The sequence below is a fragment of the Novosphingobium sp. BAM6 genome (assembly GCF_057784955.1).
This window is the reverse complement of sequence record NZ_JBYNTR010000002.1, coordinates 502529-516140: the sequence shown is the minus strand read 5'-3', so window position 1 is coordinate 516140 and position 13612 is coordinate 502529. Positions and strand designations below refer to the sequence as shown.

Sequence of the window (13612 nt, the reverse complement as noted above, 5' to 3'; positions counted from 1 at the left end):
ATGAACTTCGGCTTCGGTCCACTGGAAGCCGAGTTCTGGCGGCTGGTCTTCGTGATGACGCGGATCGGCGCCGCGCTGGTCGCCGCGCCGCTGTTCGGCAATGCCGCCGTGCCTGCGCAGATCCGGGTGATCGTGGCAGGCGCCGTCGCCGTGCTGGTCTGCGTCTGGACGCCGGTGGCGACGCCGCCCGCGCTGCTCTCGCTGCCGGGGCTGCTGGCGATTGCCGGGGAGGCGCTGGTCGGCCTGTCGCTGGGCTTCGTACTGCAACTCTCGTTCGCCGCGCCGGTGATCGCGGCGGAGCTTGTCGGCGGCGCGATGGGCATGGGGATCGCCACCGCCGTCGATCCCAATTCGGGCACGCAATCGCCCGCACTGGGACAGTATTTCTCGGTGGTCGTCACCGTGATCTTCCTGGCGCTGGGCGCGCACCTGCAATGGTTCGCGCTGGTGGTGGACAGCTACCGCGTGTTCCCGCCGGGGCATACGTGGCTGGGGCCGGAGCGGTTCGCGCTGATCGCAGGGTACGCCACGCAGATGTTCGTCACCGCCGTCACCATCGCGCTGCCGGTGTGCCTGATCCTGCTGGTGATGCAGGTGGCGACCGGCATCCTCTCGCGCTCTGCCCCTTCCCTCAACCTGTTCGCGCTGGGGCTTCCGGCAGGCGTGCTGGCGGGCCTTGCCGCGCTGGTAATCTCGGCCCCGGTGCTGACCGATCTCGTCACCCGGATTTCCGCCGATGCCATCGCCAATGCAGGTGCGGTGCTCAAATGAGTGGCGGCGAAAGCAGCGGCGAGAAGAGCTTCGCCCCCACCGAAAAGCGCAAGCGCGAGGCCGCCAAACGCGGCGATGTCCTGCGCTCACGCGAACTGGCGACCGCCGCCTCGATGCTGGTCGGCGCCGTATGGATGCTGATGGCCGGGCCGTGGGTGTTCGGATTGCTGGAAGAGGTGCTGCGCGGCGGCTTCCAGTTCAGCCGCGCCGATCTCGACAGCTTCGAACCCGGCCCCCTGCTGATACGCGCGATGTGGGCCGCCCTGCCGCCGATCCTGCTGCTCGGCCTGCCGGTGATCGCGCTATCGCTGCTCTCGCAACTGGGCTTTGGCGAGGGGCGATGGCTGCCCGGCAACCTTGCCCCCAAGCCCTCGCGGATCGACCCGATGCAGGGGCTCAAGCGGATGTTCGGCCCCAACGGCCTGATCGAGATCGGCAAGGGCCTTGCCAAGGTCGCGCTGCTCGGCACGATCGTCTGGGTATGGGCTAGTACGCGTATCGAGACCTTCGCCCGACTCGGGCGCGGAGACCTTGGCGGGCAGCTCGCCTATGCCTGGCATGCGGTGGTCATGTTGCTGTTCCTGCTCGCCGCGGGCCTCTTCGCCATCGCCTTCGTCGATCTGCCAGTACAGATGGTGCGCCGCCTGTCGCGCCTGAAGATGACGCTGCAGGACGTGCGCGACGAATCCAAGGAAAGCGAAGGCTCGCCCGAGAAGAAGGCCGCGATCCGCGACCGCCAGCGCAAGATCGCCATGGGCGGCCTCGTCCCCGCCATGAAGGAGGCGCAGTTCGTCCTCACCAATCCCACCCACTTCGCTGTCGCGCTCACTTACGATCAGCTCAAGGCTCCCGCGCCGGTCCTGCTGGCGAAGGGGCGCGACGAAAAGGCCGCCGCGATGCGCGCGCTGGCGCTGGAGAATGGCGTGCCGATGCTGGAATATCCCGCGCTCGCCCGCTCGGTGTTCTACACTACGCGCGAGAACCAGATGATCCGCGAGGAACACTATGTCGCCATCGCCTCGATCCTTGCCTTCGTGATGTCGCTGAAACGCGGCGAGCGGCGCGAACGGCCCCACATCTCGGTGCCGGTCACGGTGCGCTTCGATGCCGAAGGCCGCCCCGATCCCGGCAGTTTCGCGTAAGATTTCCCCTTAAAACCCTCTCCTCACCGCCGTTCTATCCGGCATGGTCACGAGCACATCCTCCACGTCCGCGACGACGACTTCGCCCACGACGACCTCGCTCGCCACGCTTCTCGGCGGCGGCAGCGGGGTCGACATGCTGGCGCTGGCCAACAATCTGGCGACCGCGCAGTTCTCTGCCCGCACCAGTCAGCTCTCGACGAAGACCGACACGCTCAACACCAAGGTTTCCACCGCCTCCAACATCAAGTCGATGCTGCTGGCGCTCGATACCTCGATGGGCACATTGGTCCGCTCGGGCGATCTGGCGCGCACGCCTTCGGTCGCCAACGCGGCGGTCGCCTCCGCCTCGCTGACCGGCGCGACTGCGCCCAAGGGCAGCTATTCGCTGGAAGTCTCGCAACTGGCCTCCAACCAGACGCTGGCCAGCGCGGCCTTTGGTGCAGGCACCGAGACGGTCGGCTCGGGCACCCTGACGCTACGCTTTGGCACAGTGGCAGGCGCGTCCTTTGCCGAGGATTCGAGCCATTCCGCCGTGAACATCTCCATCCCCGAAGGCGCCACGCTGGCCGATGTCGCCAGCGCGATCAACGGCGCGAACGCGGGCGTCAGCGCCTATGTCGCGCAGACGGTGAACGGCGCGCAGCTGGTGATGAAGGGTGCAGAAGGCGCCGCCAACGGCTTCACGCTGGAGACCGATGCCGCTTCGGGCAGCGGCCTTTCCAGGCTCGCCTGGAGCCCCTCCTCCGGCAGCGCCACCCTGATGACCACCGCGCAGGACGCCGCCTTCAAGGTCGACGGCCTGCCGATGACCGCAACCTCGAACAGCGTTGCCACCGCCGTCAACGGCGTGAAGCTGCAACTGACCGCCACCAACATCGGCGCGCCGACGACGATCACCTTCGCCGATCCGACATCCTCCATCGGCACCTCGATGCAGGATCTGGTCGATGCGCTGAACGAGGTGATGGGCGCGCTCAACACCGCGACCTCGCTCGGCGGAGACCTTGCCAACGATGCGGGCGCGCGCACCCTCAAGCGCTCGCTGATGGCGATCGGCAGCCAGACGGTGATGCCCAATGCCACCGGCACCGCGCGCACGCTGGCCGACCTTGGCCTCAAGACCCAGCGCGACGGCACATTCGCGCTCGACACCAGCCGCCTCAATGCCACCGTGGCCAGCGATCCCGAGGGCGTGGCGGCGATGTGGACCAACGGCGTCAGCGGCGTCTTCGCGACGGTCGACAAGGTCTATCGCGATGCGACCTCCACCACCGGCACCTATTCGCTGGGCGCCTCGATCAGCACCTGGACCAAGCAACTGACGCAGATCGCCACCGACCAGAGCGATCTTGCCGAACAGCAGGAAGCGCTGCGCTCACGCCTCGCCACCCAGTTCACTGCCTCCGAAACGCGGATCAGTTCGATCAAGTCGACGATGTCGATGCTGACGAACCAGATCGCACAGTGGAACAAGTCGAGCTGAGCCGATGATCCACCGTCACCGCACTGTCCACGAAGCCTATCGCAGCGTCGATTTCGACGCCCGCGTGCGCGGCGCCGCGCCTGCCGAGCTGGTTCACGTCTGCTACGAGCATCTCGTCGGCGCGCTGGGCACCGCCGTCCATGCCGAAGGGCTGGGCGACAACGCCTTGAAAAGCCACTCGATGACCCGCGCGCTGACCGCGATCACCGCGCTGCGCATGGGGGTGTCGGGCGAAGGCGGCGTGGCCGAAGCGCTGCGTCATATGTACGAATCCGCACGCAGGACAATTCTCGACAGTGCCATTGCTTTCGATGCACACCGGGTCGGAGCATTGCGCGATGATTTTCTCGAAATCGCCAGCGCCATGCGGGTTAATTGACAACATTTACTCAGAGTGAATACGCCACCATTTCGGCACCGCAAAACCCCTGATTGCCATGTCTTTACCAGCCATACCGGTAACTTGCCTCGGAACCGGACCTTGTAGGACGAGCATGCCGGACAATTAAAAGGCACCCCCCTACGGACAAACCGATAGGGAGAATGTCCGTGGAGCGTCTTTCGAATCTGCTTCTGATCGATGCCGATATGCGCCGCCGCGCCGCGATCAGCCATGCGCTGTCGTCTTCCGGCATCCATGTGGAGCCTTTCGAAAGCACGTCGGAACTGTCGGGCAGCTGGCCGCGCTCGGGCGTGATCCTGATCCATGATGCTCCCGGCGCGATTGCCGACGTGGTGGAACGCATGGCCGCGCACGGTGACTGGTTTCCGATCATCGCCTTCTCCGAAGACGCCACCACCGGCCGCGTGGTCGAGGCCATTCTTGACGGCGCGATCGATTATGTCGGCTGGCCGATCAGCCCGGTCGAACTCGCCACGATCCTCACCCGCGCGATGGGCCGCGCAGACCAGATCGGCAATGCCAAGCTGCGCGAGGTCATGGCCCGCGCGCGGATCGAGCGGCTGACCCGGCGCGAACGCGAAGTGCTGGGCGGCGTCGCCAGCGGGCTTTCCAACCGCCTGATCGGCGAAAAGCTTTCGATTAGCCCGCGCACCGTGGAAATCCACCGCGCTAACATGCTCAACAAGCTGGGCGCCAACCATACCTCCGACGCGATCCGCATCGCCATCGAGGCATCGCTGGTGTCGTAAAAAAGGGGGGTGCCGCATCCAGACCGCCAGCTGAGCAAACCCGATGCGACAATCAGCCCGGCGAAGCTGCCGAACCGGCAAGCAATCCGCCGTCGATATTCACTTCGGTCCCGGTGATATAGGGCGCCTCGTCCGATGCCAGCATGACCGCAATCGCTGCGACTTCTTCAGGCATCCCGAAGCGTTTCAGCGGTGTATCTGCAACGAAGGCCTGCATCCTCTTCTCGCGATCAGGGCCATTCCCCAGCATCGGCTCCCATATCGGCGTCAGGATCGCCGCCGGATGGATCGAATTGCACCGTATCTGCCAACCCTGCTGGGCACAGTAGAGCGCAACCGTCTTGCTGTGATTGCGTATGGCGGCCTTGGACGAGGCATAGGCCGCGGCACCGGGGATGCCGACCAGTCCGGAGCGGGAGGAGATGTTGATGATCGAGCCCTTGCCCGCCGCTTTCATCGCCCCGATCGCATAACGGCAGCCCAGAAACGTGCCGTCGAGATTGACCCGGTGAACCTCACGCCAATCCGCAAGGCTGGCATGCTCCGGATCGTGCGGCACCATGCCTGCCTCAAATCCGGTGATGCCCGCGTTATTGACCACAACGTCCGCCACCGGGACGCCAATCGCCAGCCGCGCCCAGGCGGCCTCCTCACGCACGTCCAGCGGTTCGAACCGACAGCCAATTTCGGCTGCTGTTGCCGCGCCCCCCGCCTCGTCCATATCGGTCACGATAACCCGCGCGCCCTCGTCGTGGAAACGGGCCGCGATGGCGCGTCCGATCCCGCGCGCCGCGCCGGTGACGACGCATGTCTTGCCTGTCAGTCTGTGCATGATGTTCTCGAAAACAGAAATCCGATCGGCGGATTGTTCCACCAGCCTATGTCGATCCGCCTCAGCGGTAGCGCGGGATCATTTCGAGAAACTCCTGTGAGCCGCACGCAAGAGTATCGCAATCACGCGATAGCGACAACGCCCCGGTCATCCCGAACCGGGAAGAACGTATCAAGAGACGCCAGCGGACATCACCTGACACCGGAACGGGAACGGGAACGGGAACGGGAACGGGAACCGCTATTCAGTGCAGCGTCACCGGATCCTCCCAGCCGGAAACCAGCCGCTCGCCCATCTGGGCTTCAGGCAAGCCGAGCGCCTCCATGACCATCGAGAGATGCGCTGCCAGAACCGCGAGGCTGACAGTCGCCCCTTCGCACATCAGTTCCAGCCCATCCGGCTCCGTCACCGCACTGGCAAGGCACTGACCATGGCTGCCGCGAGACATCATCACCGACGTCTGCGGCCCAATCAGGCAAAGCGCCGCGCTTTCCGCCGCTCCGCAGGCCAGCATAATCTCGATCCTGCCCGCTTCGGCCCGGCTCAGCGCTTGCCCCAGCTCCTTGGGCGTGCGGCGCAACAGGTCGAGCGCCTCGTGCAGGCGCTGGAGTTCCTCTTGCGCGGCGCAGGACATGCATGCCCGCCGCAGACCGTCCAGGCTGACAGTCCATCCCTGCACTTCGTGTGCGGTCTTCATGGTCTTTATCGCTTTGTTCTTGTGCGTCCCTTAATTAGCGGGAAAGAACGCCTGAAACGCGCCCTCGTCAATGGGCAGAAACACGGGCGTACGTATCCGTCCCGAGTTGCGACAGGTCGGAATTGCCGCAGAAATGGCGGGAACTGCACCAAGACTGCGCAATCATGAAAGCAATCATGAAGGCGGCGCAGACGATAAATGTCAGCGTGTCAGTCGCTTGTTCCGATCACGGCTTTCGCCTCTGCCTGTCGCTGCGCGAACCATGGCTCCATCCGCACGATGGCTTCAGCGACTTCCTCTGGCGAAACCGCAAAACTGAAGCGCATGAAACGGTGACCGTCGACCGGATCGAAATCGATTCCCGGCGCGGTGGCGACGCCGGTATCCTGCAACAATGCACGACAGAAGCCGAGGCTGTCCCGTGTCAGATGGCCGATGTCCGCCCATATGTAGAACGCCCCGTCGGGCGGCGCGATCCGATTGAGCCCAAGGCGAGGCATCGCCGCCAGCAGCATCTCGCGGTTGCGTCGGTAGTTGGCAATGTGCCCCTCCAACTCCTCGCGTGCCTCGAACGCCGCCAGTCCTGCATGCTGCGCCATCTCGGATGGCGTCAGGAACAGATTGCCCATCCGCGCCCGTGCCGCGCCGACGAGTTGCGGCGGAACCAGTAGCCAGCCGAGCCGCCAGCCCGGCATCGAATAGTATTTGGAGAAACTGTTGACGATCACGGCATCGTCCAGAAACTCCAGCATGGAACGCACCTGCAGCAGGGCGGCTCCCTCCCCGGCGTCCGCGTAGGCGAGCCCGTGATAAATCTCGTCGGAAATCACCCGAATGCCCCGTTGCCGACAGATCGCCGCGATGGCCTCCATTTCGTCCGGCGCGATCACCGTGCCCGTGGGATTGGCGGGACTGGCAAGGATCAGCCCGTCCGGCGCGGGATCCAGCGCCTGCAGGGCCTGCGCGGTGAGTTGGTAGCGCTCGGCCGGGCCGCAGGCGATCTCCACCGGTTCGAGATAGAGCGCCCGCAGCGTATTGCGATAAGCAACGTAGCCCGGACGCGCCATCGCCACTCTGGCTCCCGGCGCGAACAGGCTGGAGAGCGCCAGGACCAGCGCAGGCGAAGCCCCACAGGTCAGTACCACCTGCTCGCGATCGACATGCACGCCGTGCGCCTCGCGATAATACCGCGCGATGCGATCGAGCAAGGCGGTGCTTTCCCAATACCCACGTGGCGCCCCCGACAGCGAGGCCTGCGCAGCAGCCAGCGCCGCGGCTGGCGCGGGCGTGGACGGCTGCCCGTACTCCATGTGAATCACCAATCGACCCGCGGCCGCAAGATCATGCGCCAGCCGCCCGATGGCCATGGCATGGAAGGGCTCGACGACAGCGATACTCTGGCCAGAGGAACAGGCATTTTCCATGATCCGTCTGCTACCGCCCATGCCCCGAAACGGCAAGCGTGCCTCCTTTCAACGGAGTACGCCTCACCGTTATCCGTCAATTAGCAAAGAAGTGCCACGATCGCTGCAAATTCCCTTGCGCGATCCATCCACCCCCGGTAAAGGCGCCCCCTGCCCCGCACGCGGACACCCGCGCGCAGTCGGCAAGCCGCTTTAGCTCAGTTGGTAGAGCACATCATTCGTAATGATGGGGTCACAGGTTCGAATCCTGTAAGCGGCACCACAACACCCCTTTGTCAAGCGTTTCTCGTTCCAAAAATCCCTGGAAATCAGGTATAATCGGGCATCGGCTTTCCGGTGGCGCGCGCTCACCTTTTGCCCACCTCAATCCAGGTAATTTGGGGCCCCGAATCGGGGGCCTTCGCTATGGCGGCTTCGGCAAGTCAGTGGGGTTTGGCGGGCTGACTACCTCGCACGGGCTCGGCTATGCCAAGATGGTCATCATGGTCGACGAGGACATCGCGTGCCGAAGCTATCGACTGCATCCCGGCACGCTGCCTGTGGGCACATTCCCATCAACGTCCCTAAGGTCGTCGGATATAGGCGGGAGATCCTCGGCGCCTTGTAACCTGAATAGCCCGTTCTATAACGGGCTTCCCAAGTTAATTCCTGCTGAATTTGATCGCGCACCGGCTATTTGCCTCGGTGCGCAGTATATTAAAAATACCATCCCATGGATTGGGCAAACGCAAGAGTGGCATTTTCTGTTTGCTGGCCCTCGGCGGAAAGCCAGGTTGCGAAGTCGCCAATCACAGGCCACTGCGCATTCTCCGCCCGGTAAAAAATCCTGTAGTCGCGTTTGCGCAGCCCCAGAGCTCCGAAGGGCACGCAAAGCTGGCCGCTCATAAGCTCCTCGATAACGAGAAACAGCGGAAACAGGCCGATGCCGAGACGGTCCTGCACCGCTTGCAGGGCGAAGTACATCTGCTCGAAGCGCTGGGTTTCCTGATCGGGCGCCATGCTGCTTCCGGCGTGGTCGAGCCACTGGTTCCAGTCGTAAGGCTCGGTCAGGTATGTCATCAGCCGGTGATGGCGCAGGTCATCCGGAGTCTTCAGCTTCCCGTCGGCCAGCAGATCGGCATGGCAGACAGGCGCAATCAACTCGGTCATGAAATGGCGTGACGTCCAGCCGGCGAGTTCACCCTGATCCCCGCGAATGGCAACATCGAAGCCGCTGTCGTTGGCGCCGATCGGGCCGAGCGCCGTGGTCATGCGCATCTCGACGTCAGCACGCTGGCGCTGGAAGGACGAGATGCGACGGATCAGCCAGCGCATCGTGAAGGTCGGCGGGGCATTGATGCGCAGTGCCGTAGGGGCCGCCTGCTGCTTCATGTCCATGGAGGCAAGCGCCAGACGATCCAGAATGGCCGTCACCTCGCGAAAGTATGTACGCCCGGCGTCGGTCAGCGTGAGTTGCGAGGGGGCTCGGCGAAACAGCTTGATCCCGAACCAGTCCTCCAGCAGCGCAACCTGACGGCTTACCGCCCCGTGGGTAACGAGAAGCTCTTCGGCTGCACGGGTGAAGCTGACATGACGCGCAGCGACCTCGAAAGTGCGCACAGCATTGAGCGGTGGAAGTTTTCGCATGGTGGGTTCGGGCTTGCCTTTCAGGCCCCCAGCTTCACGAGACCGGGGTTGTCCAGTATCCTGTCGAGATGGGCCTTGTCGAGTTCTCCTTCCCAGCGGGCGACGGCGATCGTGGCGACGGCAGTGCCGATGAAGTTGGTCATCGCGCGGGCTTCGGACATGAAACGGTCAACGCCCAGGATCAGGGCGATGGCTGCGACCGGGACGTGTCCGACCGAGCCCAGGGTCGCGGCGAGCACAATGAAGCCGGAACCGGGGATGGCGGCAGCCCCTTTTGATGTCAGCAGGCAAACGCCCAGCAGGATCAGCTGATGCTCAAGGCCGAGGTGCGTGTTGGTCGCCTGCGCGAGGAACACCGCAGCCATGGTGAGGTAGATGCAGGTGCCGTCAAGGTTGAAAGTATAGCCGGTGGGAATGACGAGACCGACGACCGATTCTGAGCACCCTGCCGCTTTCATCTTGGCCATGAAACGCGGCAGAACCGGTTCCGATCCGGAGAAGCCGAACACCAGCAGCAGCTCTTCCTTCAGATAACGGATCAGCTTGAAAATACTGAAGCCCATAAGCCGACTGGCAATGCCCAGCACCCCGAACACGAATACAAGGCAAGTGGCGTAAAAGCTCAGCATGAAACCGGAAAGGGTCAGCAGCGTGCCGAGGCCATACTTGCCGATCGTGAAAGCCATCGCCCCGAAAGCGCCGATCGGCGCCACGCGCATGACCATGCCGATCAGCAGGAAGAACACCTTCGATAGATCGTCCATCAATTTGACCACCGGTCGGCCGCGTTCGCCCATGCGCTGCAGGGCAATGCCGAACAGTACGGCGAAGAACAGCACCTGCAGCGTATTGCCTTCGGTGAAGGCGCCGCCGACCGTGGAAGGAATGATCCCCATCAGGAAACCGACCAGCGACTGCTCATGCGATTTCGTCACATAGGTCTTGACCAGACCGGGGTCCAGCGAGGCCGCCGATACATTCATGCCGGCGCCGGGGTGGACGAGATTGACGACGACCAGCCCGACGATCAGCGCCAGAACCGTGCCGATCTCGAACCAGACGATAGCCTTGAGGCCGATGCGACCTGCCTTGCGCATGTCACCCAGACTGGCGATGCCGTGGACGATGGTGAGAAAGACGATCGGTGCGATCGCCATCTGGATCATCTTGATCAGCGCATCGCCGAGCGGCTTCAGTCCGGCGCCGACATCGGGCCAGAACTGCCCTACGATCACCCCCAGTGCGATGGCGATCAAAACCTGGATGTAGAGTTTTTCGAACCAGCGTTGCTGGCGCGAGTGAATCATCACCGGCTGCTGCTGATCGACGAGCGTCGCATGCATATTGCTCTCCCCCGGATGACCCGGTTGTTATGTCGAACCAGCCGGTTGAGAGGCCGGTTCTTTTCGTAAAGGGAGATTGCGAGCCTGTGGGAACAGGGGCAATCCCACTAATGCTGCTGAGGCGTGATAATTTCTCACGCCTATCGCTTCACTTCGCTCAAAATCAGGCCCAGACGCCGTTCAGCGCGTCAGGGCCTGACTTTTCTGGTACGCATGGTACGAAAGGCTGTTGGATCAGTTGTCCAGGCCGCCCAGGGCAAGATACTTGATCTCCAGATAGTCCTCGATGCCGTACTTCGACCCTTCGCGCCCAAGGCCGGACGACTTGATGCCGCCGAACGGGGCAACCTCGGTGGAGATCGCACCGTCGTTGATGCCGACGATGCCATATTCGAGCGCGTCGGAGACCCGGAATATCCGCCCGACATCGCGGCTGTAGAAATAGGCGGCAAGGCCGAACTCGCTGTCGTTCGCAAGGCGAATCGCCTCTGCCTCGTCCGCGAAGCGAAACAACGGGGCGACCGGGCCGAAGGTTTCCTCGCGGAAGATCATGGCTTCGGGCGAGACATCGCGCAGCACGGTGGGCTGATAGAAGGTGCCCCCCAAGGCATGTCGCGCCCCACCTGTAACCACGCTTGCGCCATGAGTGAGAGCATCGGCGACATGGGTCTCCACCTTGGCCAGCGCGCGCTCGCTGATAAGCGGGCCTGCGGTTGCCCTGGTATCGAGAAGGCCGTCTGCGGGGTGCAGTTTTTCCACCGCGACCTTCAGCTTCTCGGCAAAGACGTCATAGATGCTGTCCTGCACCAACAGGCGGTTGGCACAAACGCAGGTCTGCCCGGTGTTGCGGAACTTGGATGCGATCGCGCCTTCGACCGCCGCGTCGAGATCGGCATCCTCGAACACGATGAAAGGCGCGTTGCCGCCCAGTTCCAGGCTCAGTTTCTTGATGGTCGGCGCGCATTGCGCCATCAGCTTCGCGCCGACCGGCGTGCTGCCGGTGAAGCTGAGCTTGCGCACTGTCGGATTGGCGCAGAGTTCGCCGCCGATGGGTTCGGGCGCACCGGTGATGACGTTGCACACGCCTGCCGGCATGCCTGCGCGTTCGGCGAGGACCGCGATGGCGAGGGCCGAGAAGGGCGTCAGTTCAGCTGGGCGGACGATACCGGTGCAGCCCGCCGCCCAACCGGGGGCGACCTTGCGAGTGATCATCGCGGCGGGAAAATTCCAGGGCGTGATCGCCGCGAAGACACCGATCGGCTCCTTGCGGACCAGAATCGTCTTGCCCTTGGCCGGAGCCGGAATGATATCGCCATAGACGCGCCGCCCTTCCTCGGCGAACCAGCGTATAAAGCTGGCGGCATAGGCGATTTCGCCTCGAGCCTCGGCCAACGGCTTGCCCTGTTCCGCCGTGAGGATGATCGCAAGATCGTCGGCATTGTCGATCATCAGGGCAGCAAGTTTCAAAAGAACATCGGCGCGTTCCTGCGCGGTGCGAGCACGCCATGCGGGCAGTGCCCTGGCAGCAGCATCGATCGCGCGTCGGGTTTCCACTATGCCGCAATCGGGAACCGAGCCGATGACCTTGCCGGTCGCCGGGTTCGTGACGGGAAGAGTGGCGCCGTTGTCGGCGTCCACCCATCGTCCATCGATGTGGCACTTCTCGCGCAGCAGATCCGGGTCGGACAGGCGCGATGCGAGCGAGGTCGGTGTATCGAGCATGGCCCCATCATCGCGAAGGCCCTCCTGAGCGCAAACCACAATAGCTGACGGACTGTGAGTGCTGATCATGCCGAAGACGGCGGCGCATGACGCGGCGGGCCTCATGGAACGGGAATAGGCTGGAGGCGGCTCCTTCAACAGTCATCTACCGTGATATTTACTCACGCTGAGCCAGCATTACTCGATTGCTCACCGGCCTTTTGTGGCGGGATATTGGCCTCGCTGGTGGCGATCGTGCCGCCGCTGTTCCCAACAGCAAAAAGGTAGAGGATATGAGTAAACTTCGCGTCGCCGTGATCGGAGCGGGCATGGGCGGTCTGGCGACCGCCGCCGCGCTTCAGCGTGCAGGGATCGAGGCCAATGTCTACGAGCAGGCCAAGCAGTTCACGCGTCTGGGGGCAGGCATCCAGATCGGCTGCAACGCCATGAAGGTGATGCGCGAGTTCGGCCTTGAGCCGGTGCTGCGTGGTGAGGCCTTCTATCCGCGTTCGTGGAACAACAAGGAATACGACACCGGCGAAGTGCGTTTCGACATGATCTTCGGCGAAAGCGCCGAAGAAAAGTACGGCGCCCCCTATCTGCTGGGCCATCGCGGCGATCTTCACTCGGCGCTCGCCAGCGCGGTCGATCCGGCGACGATCAATCTCGATCACAAGGTCGTGGACTATGCCCAGGCTGCGGACGGCAGCGTCACCATCACTTTCGCAAACGGCAAGACCGTGGAAGCCGACGCCGTCGTCGCCTCGGACGGGGTGCATTCGTTCTTCAAGGAGCGCATGTTCGGCAAGGATGAGCCCAATTTCACCGGTCGTATCGCCTATCGCACGGTGTTCCCCGCAGAACTGCTGAACGGGTACGAGATCGACGATTGCACCAAGTGGTGGGGACCGGACCGCCATATCGTGATCTACTACGTCAAGCCCGACCGTTCGGAAGTCTACTTCGTGACCAGCCAGCCCGAGCCGGGATTTACGGTGGAAAGCTGGTCGGCGATGGGCGACGTCAATGAACTTCGCGAGGCGTTCAAGGACTTCCACCCACAAGTGCGCCATGTGCTCGAGTCATGCCCTTCGGTCCACAAGTGGGCGCTCGTCGATCGTGATCCGCTGCCCACCTGGAGCCAAGGCAATATCACTCTGCTGGGCGATGCCTGCCACCCGATGACCCCCTACATGGCGCAGGGCGCAGCCATGGCGATCGAGGATGCCGCCGTGCTCTCGCGCTGCCTCAAAGGCGTGGATCGCGACGGCGTGGCCAAGGCGTTCCAGGTCTTCGAGGCGACCCGCAAGCCGCGCACGTCGCGTGTGCAGCTCAGTTCGCGCACCAACACCTGGCTCAAGGATCCGATCAATCCCGACTGGGTCTATGCCTACGATGCCTGGAACGAACCGCTGGTGGAACTGGAGGACGCCTGAAT

Annotated in this window: 12 protein-coding genes and 1 tRNA gene; 7 read left to right on the top strand and 6 right to left on the bottom strand. The window is 63.4% G+C overall.

The genetic code is table 11. The features are described from left to right. The 5 genes from fliR (at position 1) to AC3EC3_RS11080 (ending at position 4551) form a co-directional block, all read left to right on the top strand. Entirely contained in the window at positions 1 to 771 is a 771-nt protein-coding gene (fliR, locus tag AC3EC3_RS11100) for a flagellar biosynthetic protein FliR (protein ID WP_488489847.1), read from the top strand. Further along, the gene (locus AC3EC3_RS11095; RefSeq protein WP_488489666.1) at positions 768 to 1913 is read left to right on the top strand and encodes an EscU/YscU/HrcU family type III secretion system export apparatus switch protein; all 1146 of its coding nucleotides are present in this window, start codon (positions 768 to 770) and stop codon (positions 1911 to 1913) included. Before fliR ends, AC3EC3_RS11095 begins: the two co-directional genes overlap by 4 nt. Positions 1914 to 1956: 43 nt before the next feature. Next, on the top strand, positions 1957 to 3399 hold the full coding sequence (fliD, locus tag AC3EC3_RS11090; RefSeq protein WP_488489665.1) for a flagellar filament capping protein FliD: 1443 nt from the start codon (positions 1957 to 1959) through the stop codon (positions 3397 to 3399). Between the two features lie 4 nt (positions 3400 to 3403). Beyond that, a complete protein-coding gene (locus AC3EC3_RS11085; RefSeq protein ID WP_488489664.1) occupies positions 3404 to 3778 on the top strand; it encodes a flagellar protein FliS in 375 nt (124 codons plus the stop codon). Between the two features lie 170 nt (positions 3779 to 3948). Beyond that, entirely contained in the window at positions 3949 to 4551 is a 603-nt protein-coding gene (locus AC3EC3_RS11080) for a response regulator transcription factor (protein WP_488489663.1), read from the top strand. 52 nt (positions 4552 to 4603) lie between these two features. On the opposite strand, the gene AC3EC3_RS11075 is transcribed toward AC3EC3_RS11080, so the two are convergent. The 3 genes from AC3EC3_RS11075 to AC3EC3_RS11065 form a co-directional block, all read right to left on the bottom strand. After that, complete coding sequence (locus AC3EC3_RS11075; RefSeq protein ID WP_488489662.1) at positions 4604 to 5383, bottom strand: SDR family oxidoreductase; 780 nt, start codon at positions 5381 to 5383, stop codon at positions 4604 to 4606. A gap of 244 nt (positions 5384 to 5627) precedes the next feature. Then, on the bottom strand, positions 5628 to 6080 hold the full coding sequence (locus AC3EC3_RS11070) for a hypothetical protein (protein WP_488489661.1): 453 nt from the start codon (positions 6078 to 6080) through the stop codon (positions 5628 to 5630). 209 nt (positions 6081 to 6289) lie between these two features. Then, positions 6290 to 7504 (bottom strand): aminotransferase class I/II-fold pyridoxal phosphate-dependent enzyme, encoded by a 1215-nt coding sequence (locus tag AC3EC3_RS11065; protein WP_488489660.1) that lies wholly within the window; start codon positions 7502 to 7504, stop codon positions 6290 to 6292. A 186-nt stretch (positions 7505 to 7690) separates the two neighbouring features. Here AC3EC3_RS11065 and AC3EC3_RS11060 point away from each other — a divergent pair. Next, a tRNA-Thr gene (locus AC3EC3_RS11060) sits at positions 7691 to 7766 on the top strand. Positions 7767 to 8200: 434 nt separating this feature from the next. On the opposite strand, the gene AC3EC3_RS11055 is transcribed toward AC3EC3_RS11060, so the two are convergent. The 3 genes from AC3EC3_RS11055 to AC3EC3_RS11045 form a co-directional block, all read right to left on the bottom strand. Next, positions 8201 to 9103 carry a LysR substrate-binding domain-containing protein gene (locus AC3EC3_RS11055; RefSeq protein ID WP_488489659.1) on the bottom strand — a complete coding sequence of 301 codons (903 nt, stop codon included), beginning with the start codon at positions 9101 to 9103 and terminating at the stop codon, positions 8201 to 8203. A gap of 47 nt (positions 9104 to 9150) precedes the next feature. Then, positions 9151 to 10473, bottom strand: coding sequence for a dicarboxylate/amino acid:cation symporter (locus tag AC3EC3_RS11050; protein ID WP_488489658.1), 1323 nt, complete (start codon positions 10471 to 10473; stop codon positions 9151 to 9153). Positions 10474 to 10707: 234 nt separating this feature from the next. Next, positions 10708 to 12195: an NAD-dependent succinate-semialdehyde dehydrogenase gene (locus AC3EC3_RS11045; RefSeq protein ID WP_488489657.1), complete on the bottom strand. Its 1488-nt coding sequence runs from the start codon at positions 12193 to 12195 to the stop codon at positions 10708 to 10710. A 272-nt stretch (positions 12196 to 12467) separates the two neighbouring features. Between AC3EC3_RS11045 and AC3EC3_RS11040 the strand changes: the two genes are divergently transcribed. Beyond that, on the top strand, positions 12468 to 13610 hold the full coding sequence (locus AC3EC3_RS11040) for an FAD-dependent monooxygenase (RefSeq protein WP_488489656.1): 1143 nt from the start codon (positions 12468 to 12470) through the stop codon (positions 13608 to 13610). Positions 13611 to 13612: the final 2 nt, after the last annotated feature.